Source organism: Dickeya sp. MK7 (assembly GCF_000406305.1).
Taxonomy (GTDB): Bacteria; Pseudomonadota; Gammaproteobacteria; order Enterobacterales; family Enterobacteriaceae; genus Dickeya; species Dickeya fangzhongdai.
On the sequence record NZ_CM001984.1, the window covers coordinates 547,443 to 573,669 of the forward strand.

Below are 26,227 nucleotides of genomic sequence, written 5' to 3' on the forward strand. Positions count from 1 at the left end.
TGATTCCTGTTCGGGGTTTTGTTGTAGTAAAAACCCTGTAGCAACTACAGGGTCAAGGGGGAATCACATGAAAATTGGCGATCTGGCGAAAGTGGCCAACACCACACCGGAAACCATTCGTTTTTATGAGAAGAAAGGGCTATTGCCGGAACCGGAGCGAACCGAAGGGAACTACCGCTACTACCATCAGTTTCATGTCGACCGGCTGCGGTTTATCCGCAACTGCCGCTCGCTGGACATGAACCACGATGAAATTCGCGCCCTGATTGCGCTGAGCGAGCAACCGGCCGCCAGTTGCGAGGGGGTGAACGTGTTGCTGAACGAACATCTGGGGCACGTGGAGGCGCGCATTGCGGAGTTGCAGCAACTGAAAGCGCAACTGATGCACATCAGCCAGCGCTGTCAGGTCACGCAGACGGTGGACGGTTGCGGCATCCTGCACGGCTTGTCTGTGCTGGAGCCGGAGGACAGCGGCACCGGTCATACGCATTTGGGGTGAACCTAGCCGCTGCGCGCCGTTGGCCGGGCTACGCCGACTCCCGTTCGATAAGCTGAAAGCCGATGTCGACAATGGCGCCGTTGCGGTCATCTCCTGCGATGCTGTCTGCCAGTAAGGTGGCCGCCCGCCGGCCCATTTCCCGTCTGTCGATACCGACCGTGGTGAGCGACGGACGGTTGCTGGCGGCAAAATCCAGATCGCCGAACCCCATCACCGCCAGATCCTGCGGAACACGCAGGCCACGGCTTTCCGCTTCCATGATCGCGCCCTGCGCCAGCGTGTCCGAACTGCAGACGACAATGTCGGGATGACTCTGCGCCAGCAACTGGCTGACCCCGTGCCGGCCAAATGCCAGCGTGGCGGGCAGGGGCGCGTCGATGCAGGCTGGTTGGGGCGCGCCGTCGCGGGCCTGTGCGTCGCACAAACCGGTTTTGCGCCTCGCGGCGCGCGGGTCTGCCGTCCAGATCAGACCCGGGCGTTGATACCCTTTCCGGCGGATATACTCGCCGATCGCCAGCCCGACTTTTTCATGAGAAAACCCCACCAGCATATCCAGCGGCGTTGGCGTGAGATCCCAGATTTCCACCACCGGAACCGCGGCGTTCAGCATGATTTTCCTGAGCGCAGGCGAGTGATGGATGCCGGTCAGCACCACGCCGTCAGGGCGGCGCGACAGCAGCGTCGCCACCAGTTCCTCCTCGGCCTGTTGCGTGTATCCCGCCACACAAAGCAGCATGTGATAACCACGCTGCGCCAGCTCGTCGCTGATGGCCTGAATGGTATCGACAAACATGTTGTTATTGATTTGCGGCACCACAACGGCGATCAGTTTGCTGCGCCGGGAGGCCAGCCCGCCCGCCAGCGCGTTCGGAATATACCCGGTGGCGCGCACCGCTTCCTGCACCTTTTCGATGGTTTTGGCGCGCACCAGCGCCGGGGTGTTGAGCGCGCGGCTGACCGTCATGGAAGAGAGCCCCGCCGCCCGGGCGACGTCATCCAGCGTTGGCGCGCGCGTTGCGGCGGCATGTCGGGGTGTTTTTTTGGTACTCACAGTGAGCCTGACCCTTGTGTTATTCGGTGGCGTCCGTTTCGTGGATTATTGGTGAAGCCGTGTGCTTTTTCCAGCGCGGCGCGGCGGCACGCGCCCGCACCTGATATTACGCGGCAAGGCTTGGTGTTGGCGCTATCATTTTATTGTGCAACTTGCCATAAATATCCGGATTGTGATCGTTTGTACAAAATAGATTCAATGCAGTGGTGCTTTATCGGTATCTTCGCTATTGATGTTAGCGCAAACATTTTACCTGATGAGGGCCATGCCATGTCGTTAAGCGCAAATTCAGATGCCGTTTCCTATGCCAGCGTTACCGGCGTCAAAACCGCGGCGGAAACCGGCGACCGTATTGAGTGGGTTAAATTGTCGCTGGCGTTGCTGCCGCTGGCGACGCCGGTGAGCGACGCCAAGGTGCTTACCGGGCGCCAGAAGCCCCTGACCGAAGTGGCGATTATCATCGCGGAGATTCGTTCCCGCGATGGGTTTGAAGGGGTCGGGTTCAGTTACTCCAAGCGTGCGGGCGGCCAGGGGATTTATGCGCATGCGAAAGAGATTGCCGATAATCTGCTGGGGGAAGACCCGAACGATATCGATAAAATCTACAGCAAACTGCTGTGGGCCGGCGCCTCGGTGGGGCGCAGCGGCATGGCCGTGCAGGCCATTTCTCCTATCGACATTGCGCTTTGGGACATGAAAGCCAAGCGCGCGGGGCTGCCGCTGGCGAAATTACTGGGCGCGCACCGGGATTCCGTTCAGTGCTACAACACCTCCGGCGGCTTTCTGCATACCCCGCTGGAACAGGTGCTGAAGAACGTGGCTTTCTCGCGGGAGAGCGGCATCGGCGGCATCAAGCTGAAAGTCGGACAGCCCAACACCGCGGAGGATATCCGCCGTCTGACCGCGGTCCGCGAGGCGCTGGGCGATGATTTCCCGTTAATGGTGGATGCCAACCAGCAGTGGGATCGTGAAACCGCGATCCGCATGGGGCGCAAAATGGAGGCTTTCAACCTGATCTGGATTGAAGAGCCGCTGGACGCCTACGACGTGGAAGGCCACGCGCAGCTGGCTGCGGCCCTCGACACACCGATCGCCACCGGGGAAATGCTCACCAGTTTCCGGGAACATGAGCAGTTGATTTTGGGCAACGCCAGCGATTTTGTGCAGCCGGACGCGCCGCGCGTGGGCGGGATTTCGCCGTTCCTGAAAATCATGGATCTGGCGGCGAAACACGGCCGTAAGCTGGCGCCGCATTTTGCGATGGAGGTGCATTTGCATCTGGCCGCCGCCTACCCGCTGGAACCCTGGCTGGAACATTTTGAATGGCTCAACCCACTGTTTAACGAGCAGCTTGAACTGCGCGACGGGCGCATGTGGGTGTCGGATCGTCACGGTCTGGGCTTCACCCTGAGCGAGCAGGCTCGCAAATGGACGCAACTGAGCTGTGAATTCGGCAACTATGCCGGGTAACGTATGGCGCTGTTGCCGGCGACGTTTGATGTGCCGCCGACACATAGCAACCGGGGGGCGGCAGACGAACGAAACGATGCGTATTCCTGCGGTTTTCTTTCCTGATTCGCTGGATAGGGAAGAAAACCGGCGATGGCATCATGAATATCGAGACGAATGTAGCGTTTATCCATCACTTGTATCTGAGCGGCTATACCCCAAATAATTCGAGTGGCGCGTGCAGATTACAGATATGACCAGACCCGAATCATTTTCTGCACCTCCTGGCTACCGCAGCATGATTGGTGAAATTTTATTCTTTATCGATCACGTAAAAATAATTATTAATTATAAATATTATTATATAAATAATAATATAATAAATAATTGCAGTTAAATTACTAACGTGAACATTTATATTTTATAAATTAATAATCATTGTGGAAAATACTGAGATTTTTTGTATTTTAATAAATTTTTTTTGAGATTCTTCTGATTGTCATTTTAAATTTCGTTTAGGTGATATATTATCCGTCTCGGAGAGGCGTCAATAATAAAAACTTAATGGATTATGATTAAAAAGTGTCTAGTAATCAGATAAAGATTTCCTATGGGAATGACTTTTTTGTTATTAAATTGATGGATTTCTTATCAATTAATTTAACATTAATAGTCAGCGCCAGGCTATTTTTAATGGGCGCTTTCGATGATGTCATTATGATTAGTTTGCTATTTTCCACCTCTTTTTTACTTATTGGAGAATATACCGGCTTATATCATAATGGGCTTAAGAATATGCAATTTCGCGGGCAGAGAAAACTGTGGGGTTCCGCATTGTTGTCCGTCATGTTTGTTGAGGTGGTCAGGGAATATGCCGGCACGCTGTATTCGCTAGGGCTATTACATCATCTCGATAACATATATTTTTCCGCGACGCTGTATTGGTATACTCTTTCGTTATGCGGCCTCTATCTCACGCGTTTTATTACGTTTAAATGTACGGCTAAAAAACGGATTCGGATTGCTATTGTGGGCTTAACGCCCGGTGGGTTAGCGGCGGAAAAAGCATTGCTCAAAGAGTATGCCAATATGCAGTTGGAATTGGCTTTCTACGACGATCGCAGCCCATCCCGTTGCGGTTATCTGACTAAGAGCCCGTTTAAAGGCAATGTGAGTGCGCTGGTTGAAGAAGCCAAAGCGGGCAGGGTGGATGAGATTTATATTGCACTGCCGATGATTGCGCTGAAACGCATTCGCTATTTTCTGTCGATGATGTCTGATACTACGGTTGATACCTACATCATTCCTGACCTTTATTCCTACAGCTCATATGTATCGCAGTTTCGTTCCATCAATAACATTCAGACCATCAGTATTTTCAGATCGCCGTTTGATGGTATTGGTTCTTTTATTAAGCGCGTTGAGGATTTAGTGATTGGCGGCGTGATTACGCTGATGATTTCGCCGTTGCTGCTGTTGATTGCGATTGGTATCAAGCTGACGTCGCGTGGACCGGTGTTATTCAAGCAGGATCGCTACGGTCTGAGCGGCAACAAAATCAAAGTGTGGAAATTCCGCTCGATGCACGTGATGGAAAACGCCGGCGTTGTGACGCAGGCGACTAAAAACGATCCGCGCGTTACGCGTTTTGGCGCATTTTTACGCCGTACTTCGCTGGATGAACTGCCGCAATTTTTCAATGTATTGCAAGGCACGATGTCGATTATTGGCCCGCGTCCTCATGCCGTGGTGCATAACGAGCAGTATCGGCAACTGGTCGAAAACTACATGATTCGCCATAAAGTGAAGCCTGGTATTTCAGGATTGGCGCAGGTTAATGGTTATCGTGGCGAAGTGGATACCCTCGATAAAATGGAAAAACGGGTTCACTACGATATTGCCTATATTCAGAGCTGGTCGCTTTGGCTGGATATCAAGATTATCTTTAGAACCATTTTCAAAGGTTTTATCGGTGAAAATGCGTACTAAATTGATCATCGCCGCTGGAATGATTATGCCGCATCCCTCCTGGGCTGACCTGACGCCGAAATCGCATATCGGCATTGCGGGTATTGATTTTCAAAGCCAGGTTGGTCTGGATTATGGGCATGAGAATAACGTGACCTATCAGGCTTATGATCAAGACGCGGTGAGTTCTGATTTTCAGAGCGTCAGGCCGATGATTAAAGCCATTGGCGCGCGTTATCAGGACCAATATCTGTTGATGTATTCCGGTGATTATCGTCGTTACGACCGCGATTCGGCGGATAATTACACCGATCATTTCTTTCGCTTTAATGGCGCATGGCGCTACGGGCTAAAGCATGGGTTAACGCTCAGTCTTGAAGATTCTCTCGGGCACGAGGCGCGCGGGCGTGGTATTTCCGAAGGTTTTCGACCACAACAGTTCAGCGATTTCGGTATTAATTCGCCGCTGAGCAGCGAACTGTTTAACAGCGAATTACGTTACAGCTATGGCGCTCCGAAAGGGCGCGGTAAAGCCGAAGTCGCTCTGCTGTTTAAAAAGTTGCGTTTAGGCCATGTGGACGATATTAAAAATACCGATATTGATTTTTATAACTATGTTCGTGGGCAGGAATGGCACGAGAACGGTTTGATCGCCGAATTATCTGACCAATACTCACGGACAACACGCTTTCGCTACCGCTTTATTAACAATCAGCGTCGTTATGAGGTCGATTCGCAAAAAGACAATGATGAGTATTACCTGGAATACGGTATTAAATCGCAGCTTACGGGCAAAACCCGCGTGGATGCGAACGTGGCCTGGCTATATAAGACATTCGATAATAACCCAAACGCCAGGGATTTTAGCGGGGTAAACTGGGATATTCAGGCCGAGTGGAAACCGCTCGAACAATCCGTTTTTACCGTACATACGTCGCAGCATATCAAGGATCCGTCGGAAGTCGGCGGCTATATCATGGCTTCTAAATACGGCATCTCCTATCAGCATTTTTGGCTAGCCGATCGTTTCTCCACCACGTTTGACTATTCATACCTGGCCGAGGGTTACAAGAATTACCCGAAGGATCGCAAAGACAGAAATAGGGTGTTCACCTTCGCTATGAGTTATAACTTCAGGCCCTCGATTAACGTTGAATTAAAGTATCAACTGAATACGCTGCGTTCCAATCAAGATACCGATTCTTTCTTTATTGGCCCTGACGGCGATCGCCAGGTCGTCAGAATGTTGGGCCGCGATAACTCCCTGATTATGTTTACAGCTAAGGTACAGATCTAACGTGAAAATAATAAAACTGTGCATTTTTCTGTGCCTAAGCGTCTGGTTGGCGGGATGCACCTCATCAAGCCCACAACAGCTGGACAAAACTGAGAATGAAACAACCGGTTATCAGTTAGACGAAGGCGATGCTGTCAATATTCTGGTATACGGCGAGCCGGAGATGACGATGACATTTATGTTGGATAAAAGCGGCGCGATTAACTTCCCCTACATCGGTCAACTGGTGTTGAAAGGGAAAACGCCGGGGCAGGTAGGCGAGGAACTGGCCCATCGCCTGCGCGGTGATTATCTGCAAAACCCGATGGTGACGGTCAGCATCGCCGAGTTCCGGAAATTCTATATCACCGGTGAAGTTGAGAAGCCGAACGGGTATGCCTACGAGCCGGGCTTAACCGTTGAAAAAGCGCTGGCGCTGGCCGGCGGATTTACCGATCGCGCAGACCGCAAGGATGTGAGTCTTCGCCTGTCGAATAGCAATCAACTGATTGAAAATGTTGATGTAAGACGCGCTGTTCACCCAGGCGACACCGTGGTTGTCGGTATGAGCTTTTTCTGACCATGAGTCTATCTATAGTGGAAAATGGCAGAAAACTGGAAAGCACGATCGATTTCTCCAGATTTGCCCAAAAGATCAAACAGAACGGTTGGAAGATCATCCTGGCAGGCCTGATTAGCGCGGTAGTGGCTTACCCGCTGATCAGCATGATCACACCCAAATATGTTTCGACGGCAACGGTACTGCTGAAAGCGCAACAGGATAACGTTTCGCCGTTGCCGCAGGTCGATGGCTATGATTCCACCCGCAGCGGCTATTACGAAACCCAGTATGCGTTGATGCAGTCACGTATTGTGCTGGAACAAGCCGTGCGGGACATCAGGCTGGACCAAAACCCCGCGTTTAACGGCGATGCCGACAAAAGCGCGGATAAACGCGCCGATGAGCAACAGCGGGTCGATAACGCGCTGAATGCGATAGTGAAAAACCTCACTATCAACGGCGTTCGCACCACACACCTCGCCACTATCTCCTACGAATCGGCATCGCCTGCGCTTTCGGCCGACATCGCTAACGGCGTGGCGCAGGCGTTTATTGACTATACGGCTAAGCAAAAGCACCTCAAGACGCTGAAAGCCAAGGCGTTGAACCAAAAACAGATGGAAGAGATATGGCAGCAAGTCGTTGAGCAACAGGCTGCCATCGACCAGTTTCTGAAGAAAGAAGGGTTGCTCACGTTCCGTGGCGTGGATGGCTTTGAGACTGAACAGTTGGGGATCGTCACCACTAAGTTGGCTGATGCTACCCAGCGTCGCATCAGGGCGGAAACGAATTACAACAGCGTGCGTTTGAACGCGGGTAAGTCGCTGGAAAACGTGATTTCTCTGCCCGATATTTCTAATCATGCCCAGATTCAGGATTTGCGCATCGCGCTGATTCAGGCCCGGCGCTCTTTATATGATTTACGTAAACGCTATGGGCTGAAACATACCAAAATCCTGGAAGCCGAAGCCCAGGTTCAGGCGATTGAGGAACAGACCCACACCGTGTTATTCGAACTGGAAGCCGGGCTGAATAAGCAGTATCAGGCGGCGTTGAAGGATGAAAAATACTATCAGCAGCTGTTGAATCAACAGAAAGCGGATTTTCAAACGCTGGCGTCTAAACGTGATGAATACAACAACCTGACCACGGCGCTGGATAAAACCAAAGAACTGTATAAGGCGCTCTATCAGCGCACGAAGGAGCAGACGCTCGCGGGTAACTATTTAGAGCCGGACGCGATACTTTATGACCCGGCGGTGCCGGCTGACCATCCGTCGAAGCCCAATAAAGCGATGCTGCTGGTGATGGTTGTCATGCTAACCCTGATTTTCTCCGTGGTTTACTTCATCGTGAGAGCCGCGCTGGATAATTCAATCAACAGCATTAGCCAGATGAAAAAGCGCCTGAATGTGGCGCCGGTGGGTGAAATTCGCACTTTTGCCAATGGAGTGAGGCGCTCGCAGGTGGTGCGTTTGATCACCGAATCGCCGCTGGATGTCGATATTGTCCACAGCATGCGAACCCACATTTTGCTATCGCATCCCTCCTGCCAAACCCTTGCCGTCAGCTCGACAGAGCATGGCGAAGGACGATCGTTGCTGGCGCATTTGCTGGCGACATCCTTCAGCGCTGATCAAAAAACGCTGCTTATCGATCTGGATTTCTTTAACGACGGCGGGCTGACGCAAGAGTTGGCGCATCCTGCCGCGGTTGGCGTGGCGGAGCTACTGCAAGGTCAATCACCGCTGGATGCCGCGCTGGTGACAATCAATGAACATTTAAGCTTCCTGCCGCGTGGTAATGCCTCGACGTCTTCTTTACTGATGCTGTCGTCCGAGCATTTTGTGACGTTGATGACTGAACTGAAAACGCGCTATCAGCGAATTATCGTTGACGTGGCCGCGGTGAATCAAACGCAGGATATTCAATTGATTAGCCGGGTGATAGACGGGGTGGTTTTTGTGCTGAAAGCCGGCGCGTGGCGTGCGGGCGATGTGCTTAATGCCATTGAGAAAGTGAAGCACCACCGCGCGGTGCTGATTGGCGCGGTAATAAATCGGGTGGCGGATAAGAACCTCGAAACCAAAGAGGGCGTTCGCTCCCTGAATCAACACATGAATGCGCTAATCAACAGTACGGGCCACCTATGAGTTTATTAAAAAGCGTTTCTACCATTGCGGGGTCGTCGGTGCTTTCACAACTGATTGGCGCGCTGTCTATCTGGCTGATTTCACATAAATACGACATGGCCGAGGTGGGAATCTACGCGCTGAGTTACAGCATCGTGTTGGTGGGAGCGCAAGTCTGTACCTTTGCATCGCAACTGCTGATTCCAAAACAGCAAGACAGTGAACTGGCGCAGAGCGTGGTGTTCAGCGTGCTGCAAAGTCTGCTTACCGCGGTGCCTTACGCGATGCTGACCGCATGGCTGTTCCAGCGAAATGTGTTCTTTCTCTACCTGCTGACACTGGCCTATGCGTGGGTGCTGATCGCGGAGAATTTATCGTTGCGCGAGGGTAACTATCGTTTTCTGGCCTTTCAGCGACTCGCCGTCTCGGCGGTGGTGGTGCTTTCGGTGGTGTTCACGTCACATGCCGCCGCATTTTATTGGTCCTGGGCCTGCGCCATGATGACGCTTATTAGCGGTTGTATAGTGTACTCGTTCAATATTCACACCGTTACGCTCAGAAATTTTAGCCCGCAGCGTAATGTGGCTTTCTTTCATCAGCATGTTCACCATCTCACCCGGGTTGGCAGCGCCGAAGTGCTGGCGATGGTCAATAGTAATTTGCCTGTGATGCTGATTAATTTTTGGTTCTCCGCGTTGACGGCGGGTTATTTCTCGGTGGTGAGCCGCTTTTGTCTGGCTCCGGTGGTGATCATCGGTAATGCGGTGCGTAACTCTATTTTTTCAACGTGGTCTGTCGACTTCAGAAATAAGCGCTTCAACTATGAGGAATTCAAAAAAGTTCGCCTGGTATTATTGATGTGTGGGGTTGTCTGCACGCTGGGGGTATTTATTTTCTATCCGCTGGTGATGCACCTGTTTTTTAGCGAAGAGTGGATTAACTCCATTCCAACGTCTCGCTATATGCTACCTTATTTATTCCCTGCGCTGGCGGTGTGTCCGCTGACGGTGATTGAGCTAATATTTGGTTCTCATCGCTACTTTCTGCGTATTCAGTTAGAACAGTTGGCGGTTGTATTAGTCGCTTTTGTGATTGTGCCTTATTTTTATAATCACTATGCCACGTCCATGATTCTGTTTTCCGTGCTGACGTTTGTACGCTACACGTTTATTTATCTCAAGGTCAATAAACGCGCCAATTTGCTGAAAAGCATGATGATAGCGTCATGATTTTGAATACCGGGCTTTACCTGCAGATTTATGTCGTCATTACGCTGGTATTCTGCGGGCTGACGCAGTATTTCACCGGCCTGCTGGCGGTGCTGTGGTTGCCTTTTATTTTGGCTTTAATCATGGTGGGGTTGCTGATTATGCAGACCCGCTACGATGCGTTGCATTTGGATACGCAGGAGTTGGTGGTGCTCACGCTGTATCTCTCTTTTCTGGCGATGGCGGGAGTGTCTACCCTATTGCAGGGCGGAATAACGGTCACGATCGTTGGTTTTAAAAACGAGATTGCCTTGTCGTTGATGATGTTTTGCCTGCTGCTGGGGTTTTGTCGTGAATCACAAATTTACCGCGTGACCCGCAGTTTGTATTGGGTGTTCTACGCGCAGTTTCCTGTCGTGATTTATCAGGTGTTGTTTGTGTTGCCGCGGCGTGTGGCGCTTCGTGGCGAAGATGAAAAATGGGACTCCGTGGTCGGCACGTTTGGCGGCGACCCGATGGGCGGGGGCAATACCGCGGCGATGGGGCTGTTCTGTCTGCTGATTATGCTGCTGAAAGTCTCGGAATTTAAACATGGTTTAACGTCGTTTAAATCCATGGCGGTGCATATCGTTTTGGGGTTTGGCCTGTGTATTCTGGGAGAAGTGAAATTCGTGATTCTGGTTTCGCCGTTATTGCTGGCCTGGGTTTGGTTAATGCCGAGCTACATCAAAGGCATGAATAACGTAAACCTGAAAGCGATTTTGCTGATCTTTAGCGGCATGGCGTTACTCATTACCGTCGCGATTACCATTTTGGCCTCGGGTTATTCCTCGGCGTTTGGCGGTGACCCGACGAAAAGTGCGTTAAGCGTATTTATGGATTCGCTGGGCTATATTTTTGATACCAACTATATTATGGAATCAGGTGAGCTTGGCCGTCTTACGACGATATTCTTCTGGCTAAAAAATCACGATATGTGGGGGCTTTCCGGTACGTTATTTGGCTACGGTTTAAATGCGACGAATAGCGGAAGCGCCGTTTCTCCTGGCTTTTTAAATATTATCTACAACCTGATTATCGATTCGACTTCGCTAAGTGTGCTGCTATGGGAAGTGGGCGTCATTGGGTCGTTATTTTTTATCGGGTTAATTATTTATATCTTAATTATTGCGCGACCAAAGCCGATGCTGGAGCGTAATGAAGTAGACCAACAGGATCTGCAATTGCTGAGTTTTTCTCCGGCCTTTAATGTTTTTGCGGTTGGGTGCCTGCTGAGTCTGCCTTATAGCCAGATCCTGATGATTATTCCCATGCTGCAATTCCTGTTTTATTTGTCTCTGGGCTCAAGTCTGGTGATTCGCCATTCTGTCTGCCGTTATACCGGAAAATTGTATGAGTGAGAAACCTTTTATTTCAGTGAGTATTAAGACATTTAATGAGGCGGAATGCATCGAGCAAACCATCGACAGTATTCGTCGCCATATTGCGGATTATCCCCATAAAATTATTGTTGCCGATAGCTTATCGACCGATAACACTCAGCAGCTTGCCAGCGCCAAAGGGGTAACCGTGGTGTCGCTGACTGAGCCGTCTGAACGCTGCTGCGGCGTGGGGCATCAGCTTGGCTATCTGTACAGTCAGGGGGATTATCTCCTGCTGATGGACGGCGATATGGTGCTGGAAGATGGCTTTATTGAGCAGGGCATCGCATTTTTAGCGGCGCATCCAGACTACGCCGGCGTAGCTGGAACGGTAGAGATGGATGGCGCGGCGAACTATGAGTTTAAATCGCGCAAACAACGTCTTCATAAAATATATCCGCTGGGCGACTGTGGGCATTTAGGCGGCGGGGGCTTATATCGCCGTTCGGCAATTGAAAAAATAGGCTATCTCACCAACCGTAGCTTACATGGTTATGAGGAGGCGGAATTAGGCATTCGTCTGCGCTATGCCAAATATAAATTACATCGCCTTAACGTACCTTATTTCCGCCACACGTCATACACCATGCCAACATATAAAATGCTGCAATACCGTTGGACGAGCGGTTTTCTCTGGGCGCCGGGCGAACTTTTACGCAGTGCATGGGGCATGCCTTATTTCCGCGAGGCGTTACACATCGTTAAAAACGAGGCGGTCTTTGCGGTTTATCTGCTGGCGCTGTTGATGAGTTTGTTGACGTTTAACGCCGATATTATTGGCGTGGCGTTGCTGCCGCTACTCGCTTTTATTGCCTTAAAAACGATGAAAAACCGTTCACTGCTGAACGGACTACAAAGCGTGATGAACCTGGCTGTATTTTCTGCCGGATTGGTCAAAGGGTTAACCAGACCCGTGCGCGATCCCATGACGCCGCCAGACAGCAAGGTTATTCATGAATAGGCAGGTATGATGAAAGTTTTATTAGTCAATAAATTCTTCTATATCAAGGGCGGCGCGGAAACGGTTTATTTTCAGGAAAGCGATATGCTGAAAAAGGCTGGCGTTGAGGTTATCGCTTTCTCAATGCAGCATGAAAATAACTTCCCGTCAGATTACTCTCCCTATTTTGTTGATAATGTGGATTATCATCAGCGCAGCGGCGTGATCGGAGCAGTTAAAACGGCCGTGAACTTTATTCATAACGCTGAGGCATGTAAGAAGTTGCTGGTGTTATTGCGTAAAGAAAAGCCGGATATTGTTCATTTCCATAATATCTATCATCAGCTCACGCCGTCGTTGATTAAAATTGCCCGTCAGTTTGGGTGTAAAACAGTATTAACGGCCCATGACTACAAGATTATCTGCCCGTCGTACACCATGTTGCGCGATGGCAAAGTCTGTGATGCCTGTTTAACCGGCTCGGTATTTAACGCCTTTAAATATCGTTGCCAGCAAGGCTCCGCTTCGAAAAGCCTGCTGCTTTCGTTAGAAGGCGCCTGGCAGAATATTGCCAAAAATTATCAGGCGTTGGACGCGATTGTTTCGCCCAGCGAATTTCTACGTAGTCAATTAATTCGCAAGCTGCCGAATTCCCGTATTGACGTGATTGTGAACGGCATTAATGACAGCCTGCCGGTGGAGGATGTTGAAGACGACGGCTATTTCCTTTTTATTGGCCGCCTGAGTCGGGAAAAGGGCGTGGCTACGCTGGCCAGAGCGCATCAGCAAATGCGCAATAAAATTCCGTTAAAAATCGCAGGCAGCGGGCCGCTGTATGACGATCTGGTCGCGCAATTTCCGAATGCGGAATTCCTGGGCTATAAACAGCAGGGCGAAGAACTTAACCAGCTTATTAAATATGCGCGCGCGGTGGTGGTTCCTTCCGAATATTATGAAAACTGTTCAATGTCGGTGCTGGAATCGATGGCGTTCGCCAAACCGGTAGTGGGCGGGCGTATTGGCGGCATTCCCGAACAAATTCGCGATAATGTAGACGGCGTTTTATTCGAACCAGGTAATGTACAGGCATTAGCCGATGTGCTGGATGACCTGGCGTTGAATCCGCAAAAAGCCAGAGAAATGGGATTGAATGCGCGTCAGCGTCTTAGCGAAAAATATTCATTACGTAAACACACAGAATCTTTATTGGCGCTTTATCAGGAATTATTAAACGATAAATAATATGACTACGAAAATTACCGTTCTGGGAACACGTGGCATTCCAAACGTGTTAGGCGGTGTGGAAACACATTGTCAAAATTTATACCCGACTATTAAACAGCAATTTGATGTGGATATTTGCGTTCTCGCACGTTCACCTTATGTTAATTATAAAGAATCACAGTATCAGGGAGTAACGACTCGCGCTTTATTAGCGCCGAAAAAACGTTCATTAGAAGCAATAGTCCATTCGGTACTGGCGGCATTTATCACCTGCTTTGATCAGTCCACGGTAGTACATGTCCACGCTATTGGCCCAGGGCTGGTGGTGCCGCTTCTGCGTCTGCTGGGTAAAAAAGTGGTTTTTACTCATCATGGCCCGGACTATGACCGCCAGAAGTGGGGGTTCCTGGCAAAAAAAGTTTTGTTGCTGGGTGAAAAGGTGGCCGTGAAATATGCCAATGAAGTGATTGTAATCTCCGAAGTTATTAATAATATGATCAAGCAGAAATATGGACGAAATGATGCTCATCTTATCTATAACGGCGTGAACTTATCTCAGCAATTAACACCGGAAGTTATCAATCAAACGTTGGCGCGTTTTTCTCTTCAGCCACAAAACTATTTGGTTGCGGTTGGCCGTTTTGTGGAAGAAAAAGGTTTGCACGATCTCATCACCGCCTATAAGCAATCAGGTATCACGATGCCATTGGTTTTGGTTGGCGATGCCGATCACCCCACTGCGTATAGTATGCGCTTAAAACAGTTAGCCCATGACACCCCTAATGTGGTCCTGACCGGATTTTTAAAAGGTCATGAACTGCAAACTGTCTTTTCACAGGCTAAACTCTTTGTGATGCCTTCATATCATGAAGGGTTACCCATTGCGCTGCTGGAGGCCATGTCGTTTTCATTGCCTGTCGTGGTTAGCAATATTCCCGCTAATCTGGAGGTGAAATTAGCGCCAGACACCTATTTTAATGTTGGAGACGTGGCGGATTTATCCGAAAAGATTACACAGCGCTCTAAATCGTTTGCTGTTGATTACTCTGAATATTTACAAAGGTATAATTGGAAAAAAATCGCGCAACAAACGATGGCGGTTTATACCTCAGTCAATAGGCCAATGAGTTAATAAATCAATAGGTAAATAGTGAACGAATCGAATCAACGTCCGTTAGTCATTGAACGCTTCTATGAAGCCCTTGATGGGAACATTGACGCAGAACTTACCCTGGAACAACGGCAGGCCGTTGAACAGGCGGTGTTGTCGATCACAGCGGCTTCAATGCACTGGGTCGACGTGCGTAAGAGTTTCCCTTTTTTTAGCCGACGCTATTATTTCGTCTTTTTATTTGGCCAGGATCACCGTAAACGTCCCCGTAAAGAATCAACGCTGTTTTGCATACTGCTGACCGCGTTGATCCTGTTTACCTGCCTGTTCTGTACGCTTGCGGCGCTATTGACGCTGTACATGATTAAGTCTGCCTTGGGTATTGATATTTTCCCACATTTCCACTTAGGGATTTGGGATTGGTGGCTCAGACTGAAGGATCACTGACCTCCGGTTTCTACTGACGTGGAAATAAGGAGTCTTAGATGAATCTTAAAATGATTGCGGTAGGAGGTTTGTTATTTTCTATAGTGGGTGTGGCTGGAGGCACGATGACGACCGTCACTCCCAAAGGGCTAAATGGCCCGTTAACGAATCCGGGCAATGGCGTTGCCAGCTTTAACAAGGGTAATGGCGCTACGCTATCGCTGGCTGATTATCCCGACACCGGTATTGAATATGATCGCCTGTACTGGAGTGAACTGGAGCCGGTCGAAGGCCAGTATAACTTTCAACTTGTGGATACTATTTTCGAACTGGCTAGCCAGCATCAACCGGCGATGAACGTGGGGCTGCGCTTTATGGCGCTTGATGAGCCTGCCAGCGGCTCGAAGATTCCTGACTGGTTGATCCAAAAAGGGATCAAGGGCGAGTGGACGCCGGACAAAAAAACCTTTGTGCCGGATCTGGACGATCCGTTGTTTATCGAATATAGCCAGCGTTTGCTTAACGCTTTTGGTCAGCGCTATGACGGTAATTTGAATCTGGCTTATATCGATATTGGGTTGGTGGGGTCATGGGGAGAGTGGCACAACAGTAATTTCCCGACCATTAAGCCGCTGCTTGAGCGTTATACCTCAGCCCAGTTAGATAAGTACGTAAAAATGTATTTTGCCGCGTTTCCCAACTGCCCAAAAATCATGCTGATTAACGGCGGCGACACTCTGGCAAGCGCCGTGAAACAAGGTGCGGGATGGCGCGCCGACTGCTTGGGCGACTGGCATAATTTTTCGACGACGTGGAGTCACATGCAAGATGATTATCCGCAGCGGCTGCAAAACGCGGCGGCGCTTTATCCAAACTTTAGTACGGTGTGGCAACGTGCGCCGGTGAGTCTGGAAATCTGTGGCTATATGTCGGAGTGGCAGAGCATTCAGCATTATACGCGTGAGCAAGTGCAGGCGACCTTTGACTGGGCGCTGGCACAACACGCCAGCACCATTAATTTAAAATCGCGCAGCGTGCCGACGGAGTATCGGGACATCGTGGATAACGCGTTGACCAAACTCGGCTATCGTTTCCGCCTGGCTTCTTTAACTCATGAGTCCGAATTGGCGCAAGGGCAGAGTCTGATACTAAATAATCAGTGGGTTAATGACGGCGTAGCGCCTATTTATCTGAAATATGATTTGGCCTATCGCGTGGTGAATAATGACAACAGCGCGATGAGTATGGGAAAAACTGCGGATGACATTCGCACCTGGCTGCCGGGGCAGCATACGTCCGTCTACCAACTGACGATGCCGGAAGCACTGCCAGCCGGGCTGTATAATATTGACGTGGCGATACTGGACACAAAGGGAGTATCGCGAATTAATCTCGCCAACGAGGGCAAACAGGCCGACGGTTGGTATCGGGTTTCCACGGTAACGGTGCACTGAGCACGGAATTAAGAATAGATATTCATATGCTGAACAATATCGGCCATGTATGGCGTGAAGTAAAAACGGCGGGCAGTGTTAAAGCCAAACTGGTAATACTGCTGTTTCGCCTTGCTACCCTCTACCAGTCATCAAATGCGCTGCTGAAAATTATCAGCATTCCTTTTGTGATTCTGAATAAAGTGATTAATGAATGGCTGTTTTGTGTGGAAATCCCGCACAGAACCCAAATCGGCTTTGGGCTGAAAATATATCATCCGCACTGCATTGTGGTGAATTCCGACGTCATCATCGGGACGAACTGCATATTACGGCAGGGGGTGACCATTGGCAGCGTGATAAACCGTGAAGGTCAGGTCACTAAAAGTCCGGTGCTGGGCAATCAGGTGGAGCTTGGCGCCAATGCCATTCTGCTTGGCGACATTACATTAGGCGATAACGTAAAAGTTGGCGCCGGAACCGTGGTAACCAAAAGTCTTGCTGCGGATAAAATAGTCGTGGGGTATGGGGTCAGGGAATTGAATTGAGAGAGTGCTTATTTTTGTGCGGGTGTAATGAGACGGAAGGTTACAGACGGTAGTGATCGTCTATGGGCTAAATAATGATGACGGACTCGGACTAACGCCGCAGGCGTTGAACAGCGCAGTTATCGCGCTGGCCCGTAGGGCGAGCTTCGTAGAAGCGAGCTATCGAACGCAGTTCGATGGAGTGTCCGCAAGCTGAAAAGCAAAAACCCGCCTTGCGGGCGGGTTCTTTAAATTAGTGGTGCCCGGACTCGGGATCATTCAGCTTTCTATTAAGTTGAAATGTAGCATAAATTTTAATCGTGTATCTTGTCAAGACCCGTAGGTTGACCCGTATTTTCATAGATAGATCAGAATGATGGGGCACAGATGATAAAAAATTCTCGGTTTGTTCCTTTGGTTCGATTCCCCATTGATGCCGATAAATCGTAATGACATTAGCGTTACGTTTGCTGTATGATTAATATCCAGAAAGTAGACCGGAGGATAACATCATGCCAGCGACGAACAGCGTTTCTGTTAAACGAGAAACATTGAATTTACGCATCAAGCCTGCCGAACGCGATCTGATTGATCGTGCTGCGAAGGCCAGAGGAAAAAATCGTACTGATTTTGTCCTTGAGGCTGCGCGTGCCGCCGCAGAGGAAGCGTTGATAGATCAGCGCATCATCATGGCAGATCCCGATGCTTATCAGGAATTCCTTGCCCGTCTAGATCAGGCTCCTTCACCGAATGCCGCTCTGCGTAAAACCATGCAAACACCTGCACCGTGGGAACAGAAAAAATGATTTCCGCCCCTGAGCCACTCCGCGCCGAACATGTACTATCTTCATTCTGTTGCGGCGTGGAGTCTATGGACAACTGGTTGAAACAACGGGCGATGAAAAATCAGGTCACTGGAGCATCACGAACTTTCGTTAGTTGCAATGATTCAAAAGTGTTGGCGTATTACTCATTGGCTTCCAGTGTTGTGGCAACGAATGCCGCTCCCGGACGTTTTCGCCGCAATATGCCCGACCCTATTCCGGTCGTGGTACTGGGTCGTCTGGCGGTAGATAAATCATTACATGGTCAAGGCGTTGGCCGAGCGCTGGTGCGCGATGCCGGGCTGCGGGTGATTCAGGTGGCGGATACTATCGGTATTCGCGGGATGTTGGTTCATGCGCTGTCTGATGAAGCGCGGGAGTTTTACCTGCGGGTGGGATTTGAGCCTTCTCCGATTGATCCGATGATGCTTATGGTGACGTTGGGGGATTTGGTGGGATCTGTAATTTGAAATATCACTTTACAGTGAAGATATCTCAAACAACGCGTGGATTTAAATCGGCACACATACAATTTTCTCAGACGATGGTTTATAAAACGGAAAAATTTGAAGCAAAGGATCTGTGCGTTTATACATAGATCCCGAACAATATTTAAACGAGGTAGAGCATGGTTAAGCGCTTCAGGCGCATGTCCGACAGTGACATCACTACAATCGTTGCCGATTTGGACCGTTGGGCGCTCGGCGAGCTTGGTTCAAAACTCGGCTGGGCTGTGCTCGAAGAACGTTTTGGCTTTAGTCGTCAGTCACTCCAAGCCAAGTCTGAAATTAAAGCCGCTTATGACAATGCCAAACAAGCACTGTCGGGTGGTCTCGTGAAAACCAAAGCGCAGGCTTCGTGGACCGCCTAAAAGCGGAGCTAGAAGCCTACAAGCGAAAAGAAGCTCAATGGTTACGCCGCTGGCAGTAAATCGCCTTCCACGTGAGGCAGAAAGGTATACAAATGACGAACGTTGATAAAGCCCCGCAAGAGAGAGCTGAGCTGCCTTCTAATACTGAAACTGCGAAAATCCTCCGGCCGTTTGACAAAGAAATTCCACCTTCAGGGAGAGTTTAGAACACCATGAATATTGATTGGGATATTGCGCGAAAAAACATAAAATTTTTGGTTGCACTTATTAGACCTTCATTAGCAAAAGCGTTAAGTGTTCCGCTACTGTTGGCAGGAATAGGTATCCTTAATCCACCTATATGGCTGGACTTCGTAAATTTTATCTTGAGTAAGCAAGAATTCCTTCCTCAATTTACAGGGCCAATTTCCGCGCAAAAGGATGTATTCGGGTGGATACTAATTGCTTTAAGCATTTTTATCTACTTGATTGAGGTTTGGTTTCAAGTTAAATCGATGCGCCAAGACAGTGAGAGAAAACTACTGGATACCGTTAAAGATCATCCAGAACAAACAGCTGCTCTGGTCATCAATAAAATTCGTAGCACAGGTTTTACTGCTCAACCCCTTCAAGATGAAAAAATAGAAAAACTTACCCACGAAATTTCCTTGCTGCGATTTTTTGGTTCGTTCCCTAAGGAAGAAAAAGCGACTGCTTTAGCAGAAAGAATTATTGATGGAGATTTGTCCGGCGGTACCTCTCAAGCAAAAGCAAGGGCGCTAGCGCTAATTGCAAGATACTTGTGCGTAGGGGAAAAAGCCGAGCAAGCGAAAAAATGGTTATCAAACTCTTTAAAGCTACATCAAACAGAAGAAGCGAAAATAGCTCGAGCATTTATTGAGGCAATCGGATCAAATAATGTAGATGATGCTTCAGCTTTACTTAACATAAGTAGTCCCTCAAGTTATGCAGCCTTCTTTATGGTTAAAAATAAAGTTGAAGGCAGCAGATCTGCGTTGGACTGGTTTAAAAATACGGCGTTAAACATTCAGAGATTTGATGATGATGGAAAGGTTGCTTTAATTTCTGCATTTCTTTCAGAGCACCAATGGGAAAAAGCGTTAGATATTATTAATGAAATAAACAATGATTCCATATCTACGTCGCCAGCATTGGCCCAACTAGCTGCATTTACGTTCTTGGGAAATTCAGTTAAAGCCGTTGAGTTGCGTGAAAGTATAAAAATTCATATTCCTTTGGTTGCAGATAAATTTCCACTTGCAGATGATACTCGATCTATAGCTTTTAGAAATCGAGCCATAGAGTTATTCAAAATATGTTCCAGGCTGGCACAGCATCTCGGTGCTATGGATATAGTGAATACATCTGATAAATATGCGATGTGGTTAGAGCTTAGGGATAGTGAAAAACATGAGCAGGCAAAGATAGAGCTTCAGAGTTATTTCGTTAATTACACGCAAAAAACACTGGAGTATTTCCCTTTAGCATTTTCATTTAAAATCGATATCGATTTTAATTCGATTGAAAATGAGGTTAATAAACAAACGGCATTAAGGAATGATAATGATGGGGTTCTTGGCCTAGCTAGGTTTATATTAGCACAGACAAAAAAACCAGTAACAGCAGTAATTGAATATATTGCAGATCATAGAGTACAGATGGAAAGTTCCATTAGTTTTATTGCCATTAGTATGCTTGAAATAGAAGTTTTGGCAAGATCAGGATTGGTGGATGATGCAGAACTGCTTCTGAGAAAGGTAGAAAATTCTGGCGCATCAGATACTGAAATAAGAAATCTAAAAAATATAATTGAGTCAGCTAAGGGTAAAGATCCAATTGCGTTGGCTATAAGTCAATATCAAAAAAGTAAGTCTACAAGTGATCTTTCCCATTTGGTTAATCTGCTAGAAAGAGGAAATCTCTGGGACAAATACTATTTATATTGCCGGGAGCTTTTTGATCATACTGGTCAAGAATCTGATGCTATCAGAGTCTGTAATGCGGCCTCTTCACTTGGAAAGTTTTCTGAGCTTCATCAATTTCTGGCTGATAGAATGGACATCGTCAAGAGAAGCGAAGGTCTTCAAACTCACTGGGCATGGTCATTATTTAGAAAGGGAGATTTAAGTGGAGCCCATGAACAAGTTGCGCTATTAAAAAAATCTAAATCACAGCAGTCTGACCTAAAAACTCTTGAAATTAACTTGTCTATATTTGGAGGTGACTGGGAATCTCTTAGTGTTTTTGTGGAAGATAGCTGGAATAGTCGAGAGGAATTGAAGGCCAACGAACTTTTACAGGCGGCCCAGTTAGCTAAAGCAGTTTCTCCTCAACGAGCAAGGCAAATACTAGAGTACTGTACAGGTCAATTTCCGGAAGATCCCGAAGTGTTCGCTTCATCATACTTTACAGCAACTACAATGGGTTGGGAGGACAGTCAAGAAACATCAGAATGGCTCAGTAAGGCGATTGTTCTTTCCAATGATGATGGCCCCTTACATAAGGTTTCATTTGAAGACTTAAAAGAGATAATGTATGAAACTAAGGAAAAAAATGAAAGGATTTATAAGGCCTATCTTGACGGTGATGCGCCAATTTTTACAGTGGCGGAGCTGTTAAACAGAACCACGTCGGATTTTTACCTTATTCAGTCCCTTGAAAACAAAAAGACGAAGGATATACGGCGGAAAAACTTAGTTCCAATATTTCATAGTACAAGAATTGCACAGATTATTACTGGAGAGACTATTGCCTTAGACGCCTCCAGTGCTTTGGTTGCGGAAAATGTTGAGCTGCTGCCTCATTTGTTTAACTGTTTTGAGAGAATTGTTATTCCTCATTCTTTCATGCATTGGTTATTTGAAGAAAAGCAAAAAGTTGCCTTTCACCAGCCGAGCCAAATTGAGAAAGCAAAATATTTTGAACGACTGGTCTATGACGGCAGGATTTCCGTTTTTCATCCTAAGAAAATCAATAATCCTGAATTAGTACTGGATATAGGTGAAGAACTTGCGTTTATGCTTGAAGAGGTGCATGCGAATCCTGCAAATGAATCACAGGCATTAGTAGTGTGTTCCTATCCTGTGTATAGGGTCGGCGGCTCTTTCAGGGAGATAGAAGTTGATCTGTCTTCATTTCATCACAATCTGATTTCATGCTCGCAGCTGGTTAAAAGGCTAAGAGACATGGCTGTAATAACCGAAGCTCAGTGTCATAAGGCCCTAAGCTATCTACGCCAACATGAGAAAGAGTGGCCTGCCGATCTAAAGGTGGTAGTCGGAGCAAAATTATATCTTGATTCATTATCGATTACCTATTTAATGATCGTTGATATGCTCGACAAACTCAGTGAGGCAGGGTTCGAAGTGTATGTATTTAAGGGGGAACGAGATAGATATAGGTCTTTGATAAACTACGATTCAACCATCGAGCAAGCAAATTTAAAAATAGAAAATATAAGAAGGTTATTTTCCAGTGCGCTTATGTCCGGAAAAGTGGTTCTTGCTGAAACTCCGCTCAATAAAGAGCGAGTAGCTGCTAATCCTACAGAAGAGATTTTTGAAGCGATTAAAGTATGTGATGCGGCTTTGATAGATGATCGATTTATGAACCGGCATATGGCAATCACATTTGACGAAAGAGCTGTGCCAATTTTTACATCATTAGATTTTATTGAAACCCTGCACTATAAAGGACATATTTCTAAAGAGCAGAAGCTTGATGTCAGGACATCGCTTCGGGAGTTAGGGATTGAGTTTGTTAGTATTTCCTATGAAGAGCTTGAGTATCATATAAATCAATCCGTTATGTTAGATGGTGAATTTAAACCTACAAGGCAGTTGGGGTTGTTAAGGGAAAATCTACTTTTGATAAGGATTAGCGGCCTAGTCCAACTCCCAAGAGATGCCCAGTGGCTAAATGAGACGATGAAAACGATTGCAAATACAATAAGGGCTCAGTGGTCGACTGATATTCCGCTCGAACTAAGCTGTGCCAGATCTTGCTGGCTTTATGAGCTTATGGGCTATCGGGAGTGGGCTCAAGCCCATCAAATAAGGGGGGATGAAGGAATGGCATACTTAGGAGAAGTTCTTAAGGTGAATTCCATGTTGATTGCTCCAGAGTCTTTATCTGATGAGAGAAAGGAATACTACAACGCATGGTTGAATGAGTTCGTTTTGGCACCGCTGAAAGATAGTGATCCGTGGAGCTTTAAGAATGTGATCGATTCGATGAAGCAGCATGCTAAAAGTATCTCTCAGAAATCAATATTGGAGGAAGAATTGGATGACTAACTCAGATTCGGCGCGTGCTTATATAGCTTCACACTTTATCAATTTATTCCCCAATTTGATAAAAGCGGAACTATCATCTGATACTAAATTGTTGGAAGAGCTAGGGCTAGAGCTAGCGACAGATGCAACGGTCAGCTTTGGTAATAAGAATATAGCCTTTTCCAGAAGAGCTCTCTTTAAGACTATTCGAAGTGCTTTTAAAAATGTCGAGGAAGAATTCTTTGTAGACGATATTAGTAGTAAAACTTGGTCTTTACGCAATCGTTTGGGAGAGCATTCAACCTTTTCTTTAACCAATGGAAACACACAAATAATTAATAGCAGTTTTTGGCCACTTTGTGAAGATATCGACATACGATTAGACATGTTTGAGGCAGAAGCAAAAAATAGACGACTTTCGAAAGAGGAATTGGAGCACTGGAAGGTAGTTCTTTCAAAAGAAGCAGTTAGTGACGATGATGTGTCAGACTTGTTACTTGATTTTGATTGCTCACCAAGTCACATTGAGAAATTGTTAAAGCAAGAGTTTAAAAGCCCAGAAAATAACGTTTCTACACTGGTTCCAACCAATATCCTCTATTATGAACGGCTTGTAGGTGAATACTGTGGGAGCATAAATATTGAGGAATATTGTAATGATGAATTGAAGCAGTTTTTCGACAAAAGAATAGAAAATGGAATGACTGAAAATGATTTATTGCTTTGTATGTATAAGTCAATATCAAAAGTCGTTTCTATTGATCTCATTGACGAGGCCTTGTATCAACCAATAGCACACCGAGCAATTGAAACCTGCCATCCAATATTTTTGATATCTTGCCTTGAAATCGGTGTTTTGAAATTCGCTGATTCATCAGATAAGACTATCAAGGCTCTCTTTGAATGTATATCTTCTGTAAAAACATTAGAAAATCTACGCCTATTTTGCTCTATGGCGATTTTTGTTGATGGAGAACTCGCGCGATTACAGATATTCAGAGGCATGCCAGCATTCTACCGGCGCCTTGCCTCATTTGCCCAATCAGCCTTAATTGTTAAAGTAATACTGGATGAAAGTATTGCCTTTGACAAAGTAGAGCAGTGGGCTGCTCAGCAAAGGGGGCTTTATTTTTTCTGCCAAAGTTTTATTGATCTAATAGAAGAGCCTAGATGGTTACCAACATACTTAACAGCAGAGCAATTTATTAATGAGCTTTATGGGCGGGTAAACAATGCATGTCAAGAGGCTGGTAAAGGCGAGGTTGTTGAATTTCTTCAAAAGGAACTTATGTCTGGTTCGCGACTGAATATGAATTCGTTCTTGCCTGGACCACTGGAAGGTAATTCTATTCCAGCAGTTGTACCGGATGAAATTGCGAGTTTGCTTGCTAAGCATATTAGTAGTGAGGCTTCACTAGAATCTTTCAGAGTTTTGATGAATTCAACGCCTTTCTGGAAAATTGATGATAAATATTTGGAACGTACAGTTTCTCTACTCGAAAGTGCACAACATAAGTTGGCAGAGGTAAACGACAAAGACTCTGTCTATCAGGTATTAAACGGGTTAGCACAGGTTTCTTGTATGACCAGAAGTAGAAAACTTGCTGCCTCGGTGACAATTTTAAGCCGCTTATATCGGGACTATATTGATGTTGATTCTGAGCCAGAAAACTATCTGGCATTAGGTGTTGTGGCAGGAGCTGCTTTTGATGATAAAGATGGCTGGGCAGAATTTATAGGGCAATGGTGTACAGAGTTAGCATATCTGCCAATTAGTGAAGACGCAATTATGAGGATAGAGGCTATGCTTGAAAGGCTTTGCATCTTGGAACCTTATTTATATTACACTTGTTCAAAAGCCCTCGACATATTTAAGATGCTGAGTAGAAAGTAATTCGCATTGTTAGTTTTCCTCTTGAGGGAGAGGGCTACTAAATGAAAGAGTTGCCTCAAAAAATGGGCCATTTTCTTTTTTGGCCTTGGTGTGAGTGGATTCTAGCAGAAAACGACTTGCAGTTGGGTTGAAATATTCGGATTTGAGATAGAGTTGGAAGTAAGAAAACGCACTTTACTTCACTGAGATCTTGCAAAAATGAGATCAACTTCTCGATAGAAATAACCGGCTTTCCAATACCAGATTTTTTAGTGTTGGGTATTGGCGAAGCCTGAGTTGTGCGGACTCTGTAGCTAAAAGTGTCAAGATTTTGTCTTTACACTTAGCTGCTAATACTTCCAAGATAGCTGCACAGAAAGCGCACAACACTAGGCAGTGTCCCTTAATTGCATAACTTCTTGTAAAAAGGCCGGATGCAGCCCAGTTTCACCATCGACAAATAATTTCTCGCCGTTTTGTCGTAGCGTGTGGCAATACGCCGGTACTCTTTTAACCGGCCAAAACATCTCTCCACTACGTTGCGGCGGCGGTAAACTTCACTGGCGAACCGTGAGCGTCCGTCAGAAGCCATTTTTTCATTAGATTTTCGGGGGATTACCGCTTTTATCCCTTTTCGTTTCAGTTCGTTACGAAGCACATGCCCTGAGTAAGCTTTGTCAGCCAGAACCGCATAACCACGGCGCTTCATGCTGCCGTTCTGACGCTGAACACCAATCCCATCCAGCAGGCGTAATGCGAACTGGCTTTCGTGAGCCTGTCCGGGACTCAGCACAATGTTTAGCGGGAGACCGCCTGCGTCTGTCGCCAGATGGATTTTGGTGCCAAAACTGTCAGTATCCCGTCAAACAAAGCCATTCATTTTAAGAAATTTTCAGCATACTTGTACATAACGCGATAAATCAGGCTCAATGTGAATGCATTGAATTCCCATTCAAATCCCCCAAAACATAAGATTAATCGCATCCTTGATCTCATACGCATACTCACCAAGATCCGCGATAGTCTCACCAATCACCTCAACGGGAACGCTCGATAGCTCTGTGGTCATCAGCCGATAATCTTCGCCGTCGATGCGGATCTGAGGGAACAGCGTTTTATTCACTTTCTCAGACAGGTGATGCGATTCGATAAGCGGGA

Annotated in this window: 21 protein-coding genes and 2 pseudogenes; 19 read left to right on the plus strand and 4 right to left on the minus strand. The window is 47.2% G+C overall.

The genetic code is table 11. The features are described from left to right. Positions 1-67 precede the first annotated feature (67 nt). Complete coding sequence (cadR, locus tag DXXMK7_RS02580; protein WP_038662639.1) at positions 68-499, plus strand: Cd(II)/Pb(II)-responsive transcriptional regulator; 432 nt, start codon at positions 68-70, stop codon at positions 497-499. A gap of 28 nt (positions 500-527) precedes the next feature. Here cadR and DXXMK7_RS02585 read toward each other — a convergent pair whose 3' ends face one another. Further along, a complete protein-coding gene (locus DXXMK7_RS02585) occupies positions 528-1,550 on the minus strand; it encodes a LacI family DNA-binding transcriptional regulator (protein ID WP_038917736.1) in 1,023 nt (340 codons plus the stop codon). 270 nt (positions 1,551-1,820) lie between these two features. Between DXXMK7_RS02585 and DXXMK7_RS02590 the strand changes: the two genes are divergently transcribed. Further along, complete coding sequence (locus tag DXXMK7_RS02590; RefSeq protein ID WP_038668965.1) at positions 1,821-3,020, plus strand: L-talarate/galactarate dehydratase; 1,200 nt, start codon at positions 1,821-1,823, stop codon at positions 3,018-3,020. Here the strand turns inward: DXXMK7_RS02590 and DXXMK7_RS22465 are convergent. Further along, the gene (locus DXXMK7_RS22465) at positions 3,008-3,193 is read right to left on the minus strand and encodes a hypothetical protein (RefSeq protein ID WP_127353483.1); all 186 of its coding nucleotides are present in this window, start codon (positions 3,191-3,193) and stop codon (positions 3,008-3,010) included. The two genes, DXXMK7_RS02590 and DXXMK7_RS22465, sit on opposite strands and share 13 nt — an antisense overlap. A gap of 388 nt (positions 3,194-3,581) precedes the next feature. Here DXXMK7_RS22465 and DXXMK7_RS02595 point away from each other — a divergent pair, with 388 nt between their 5' ends. The 17 genes and pseudogenes from DXXMK7_RS02595 (at position 3,582) to DXXMK7_RS02675 (ending at position 25,090) form a co-directional block, all read left to right on the plus strand. Beyond that, positions 3,582-4,988 (plus strand): undecaprenyl-phosphate glucose phosphotransferase, encoded by a 1,407-nt coding sequence (locus DXXMK7_RS02595; protein ID WP_082170976.1) that lies wholly within the window; start codon positions 3,582-3,584, stop codon positions 4,986-4,988. Beyond that, positions 4,978-6,264: an outer membrane beta-barrel protein gene (locus DXXMK7_RS02600; protein WP_038917737.1), complete on the plus strand. Its 1,287-nt coding sequence runs from the start codon at positions 4,978-4,980 to the stop codon at positions 6,262-6,264. Before DXXMK7_RS02595 ends, DXXMK7_RS02600 begins: the two co-directional genes overlap by 11 nt. 1 nt (position 6,265) lies before the next feature. Then, a complete protein-coding gene (locus DXXMK7_RS02605; RefSeq protein ID WP_038917738.1) occupies positions 6,266-6,823 on the plus strand; it encodes a polysaccharide biosynthesis/export family protein in 558 nt (185 codons plus the stop codon). 2 nt (positions 6,824-6,825) lie between these two features. Beyond that, positions 6,826-8,958 (plus strand): polysaccharide biosynthesis tyrosine autokinase, encoded by a 2,133-nt coding sequence (locus DXXMK7_RS02610; RefSeq protein ID WP_038917739.1) that lies wholly within the window; start codon positions 6,826-6,828, stop codon positions 8,956-8,958. Further along, entirely contained in the window at positions 8,955-10,166 is a 1,212-nt protein-coding gene (locus DXXMK7_RS02615) for a lipopolysaccharide biosynthesis protein (protein WP_038917740.1), read from the plus strand. The genes DXXMK7_RS02610 and DXXMK7_RS02615 overlap by 4 nt, the downstream gene beginning before the upstream one ends. After that, positions 10,163-11,545, plus strand: coding sequence for a hypothetical protein (locus DXXMK7_RS02620; protein WP_038917741.1), 1,383 nt, complete (start codon positions 10,163-10,165; stop codon positions 11,543-11,545). The genes DXXMK7_RS02615 and DXXMK7_RS02620 overlap by 4 nt, the downstream gene beginning before the upstream one ends. Continuing rightward, the gene (locus DXXMK7_RS02625) at positions 11,538-12,527 is read left to right on the plus strand and encodes a glycosyltransferase family A protein (RefSeq protein WP_038917742.1); all 990 of its coding nucleotides are present in this window, start codon (positions 11,538-11,540) and stop codon (positions 12,525-12,527) included. Before DXXMK7_RS02620 ends, DXXMK7_RS02625 begins: the two co-directional genes overlap by 8 nt. Positions 12,528-12,536: 9 nt before the next feature. Beyond that, positions 12,537-13,748, plus strand: a complete 1,212-nt coding sequence (locus tag DXXMK7_RS02630) for a glycosyltransferase family 4 protein (protein ID WP_038920785.1) — start codon at positions 12,537-12,539, stop codon at positions 13,746-13,748. Between the two features lies 1 nt (position 13,749). After that, positions 13,750-14,862, plus strand: coding sequence for a glycosyltransferase family 4 protein (locus tag DXXMK7_RS02635; protein ID WP_038917743.1), 1,113 nt, complete (start codon positions 13,750-13,752; stop codon positions 14,860-14,862). 18 nt (positions 14,863-14,880) lie between these two features. Then, positions 14,881-15,288, plus strand: a complete 408-nt coding sequence (locus DXXMK7_RS02640) for a hypothetical protein (RefSeq protein WP_038917744.1) — start codon at positions 14,881-14,883, stop codon at positions 15,286-15,288. Between the two features lie 38 nt (positions 15,289-15,326). After that, positions 15,327-16,721 (plus strand): DUF4832 domain-containing protein, encoded by a 1,395-nt coding sequence (locus DXXMK7_RS02645; RefSeq protein ID WP_038917746.1) that lies wholly within the window; start codon positions 15,327-15,329, stop codon positions 16,719-16,721. A 26-nt stretch (positions 16,722-16,747) separates the two neighbouring features. After that, positions 16,748-17,248 (plus strand): serine acetyltransferase, encoded by a 501-nt coding sequence (locus tag DXXMK7_RS02650; protein ID WP_038917747.1) that lies wholly within the window; start codon positions 16,748-16,750, stop codon positions 17,246-17,248. A 491-nt stretch (positions 17,249-17,739) separates the two neighbouring features. Next, entirely contained in the window at positions 17,740-18,033 is a 294-nt protein-coding gene (locus DXXMK7_RS02655) for a DUF1778 domain-containing protein (protein WP_038917748.1), read from the plus strand. Further along, a complete protein-coding gene (locus DXXMK7_RS02660; protein WP_038917749.1) occupies positions 18,030-18,521 on the plus strand; it encodes a GNAT family N-acetyltransferase in 492 nt (163 codons plus the stop codon). The genes DXXMK7_RS02655 and DXXMK7_RS02660 overlap by 4 nt, the downstream gene beginning before the upstream one ends. A gap of 158 nt (positions 18,522-18,679) precedes the next feature. After that, positions 18,680-19,128, plus strand: a pseudogene (locus tag DXXMK7_RS23225) (protein kinase). A gap of 6 nt (positions 19,129-19,134) precedes the next feature. Then, on the plus strand, positions 19,135-23,217 hold the full coding sequence (locus DXXMK7_RS02670) for a hypothetical protein (RefSeq protein ID WP_038917751.1): 4,083 nt from the start codon (positions 19,135-19,137) through the stop codon (positions 23,215-23,217). Then, a complete protein-coding gene (locus tag DXXMK7_RS02675) occupies positions 23,210-25,090 on the plus strand; it encodes a hypothetical protein (protein WP_038917752.1) in 1,881 nt (626 codons plus the stop codon). Before DXXMK7_RS02670 ends, DXXMK7_RS02675 begins: the two co-directional genes overlap by 8 nt. Before the next feature lie 382 nt (positions 25,091-25,472). Here the strand turns inward: DXXMK7_RS02675 and DXXMK7_RS02680 are convergent. Both DXXMK7_RS02680 and DXXMK7_RS02685 read right to left on the minus strand, forming a co-directional pair. After that, positions 25,473-25,931 (minus strand): annotated as a pseudogene (locus DXXMK7_RS02680) (IS5 family transposase); the annotation flags it as partial. 90 nt (positions 25,932-26,021) lie between these two features. Beyond that, positions 26,022-26,227 (minus strand): CcdB family protein (locus tag DXXMK7_RS02685; RefSeq protein WP_038917754.1); only part of this gene is annotated, 206 nt, incomplete at its 5' end.

Coding starts and splice junctions, on each gene's coding strand:
- DXXMK7_RS02620 (WP_038917741.1), top strand. CDS start 10,163: ATGATTTTGAATACCGGGCTTTACCTGCAGATTTATGTCGTCATTACG.
- DXXMK7_RS02655 (WP_038917748.1), top strand. CDS start 17,740: ATGCCAGCGACGAACAGCGTTTCTGTTAAACGAGAAACATTGAATTTA.
- DXXMK7_RS02675 (WP_038917752.1), top strand. CDS start 23,210: ATGACTAACTCAGATTCGGCGCGTGCTTATATAGCTTCACACTTTATC.
- DXXMK7_RS02600 (WP_038917737.1), top strand. CDS start 4,978: ATGCGTACTAAATTGATCATCGCCGCTGGAATGATTATGCCGCATCCC.
- DXXMK7_RS02670 (WP_038917751.1), top strand. CDS start 19,135: ATGAATATTGATTGGGATATTGCGCGAAAAAACATAAAATTTTTGGTT.
- DXXMK7_RS02645 (WP_038917746.1), top strand. CDS start 15,327: ATGAATCTTAAAATGATTGCGGTAGGAGGTTTGTTATTTTCTATAGTG.
- DXXMK7_RS02650 (WP_038917747.1), top strand. CDS start 16,748: ATGCTGAACAATATCGGCCATGTATGGCGTGAAGTAAAAACGGCGGGC.
- DXXMK7_RS02625 (WP_038917742.1), top strand. CDS start 11,538: ATGAGTGAGAAACCTTTTATTTCAGTGAGTATTAAGACATTTAATGAG.
- DXXMK7_RS22465 (WP_127353483.1), bottom strand. CDS start 3,193: ATGGATAAACGCTACATTCGTCTCGATATTCATGATGCCATCGCCGGT.
- cadR (WP_038662639.1), top strand. CDS start 68: ATGAAAATTGGCGATCTGGCGAAAGTGGCCAACACCACACCGGAAACC.
- DXXMK7_RS02610 (WP_038917739.1), top strand. CDS start 6,826: ATGAGTCTATCTATAGTGGAAAATGGCAGAAAACTGGAAAGCACGATC.
- DXXMK7_RS02630 (WP_038920785.1), top strand. CDS start 12,537: ATGAAAGTTTTATTAGTCAATAAATTCTTCTATATCAAGGGCGGCGCG.
- DXXMK7_RS02590 (WP_038668965.1), top strand. CDS start 1,821: ATGTCGTTAAGCGCAAATTCAGATGCCGTTTCCTATGCCAGCGTTACC.
- DXXMK7_RS02660 (WP_038917749.1), top strand. CDS start 18,030: ATGATTTCCGCCCCTGAGCCACTCCGCGCCGAACATGTACTATCTTCA.
- DXXMK7_RS02635 (WP_038917743.1), top strand. CDS start 13,750: ATGACTACGAAAATTACCGTTCTGGGAACACGTGGCATTCCAAACGTG.
- DXXMK7_RS02615 (WP_038917740.1), top strand. CDS start 8,955: ATGAGTTTATTAAAAAGCGTTTCTACCATTGCGGGGTCGTCGGTGCTT.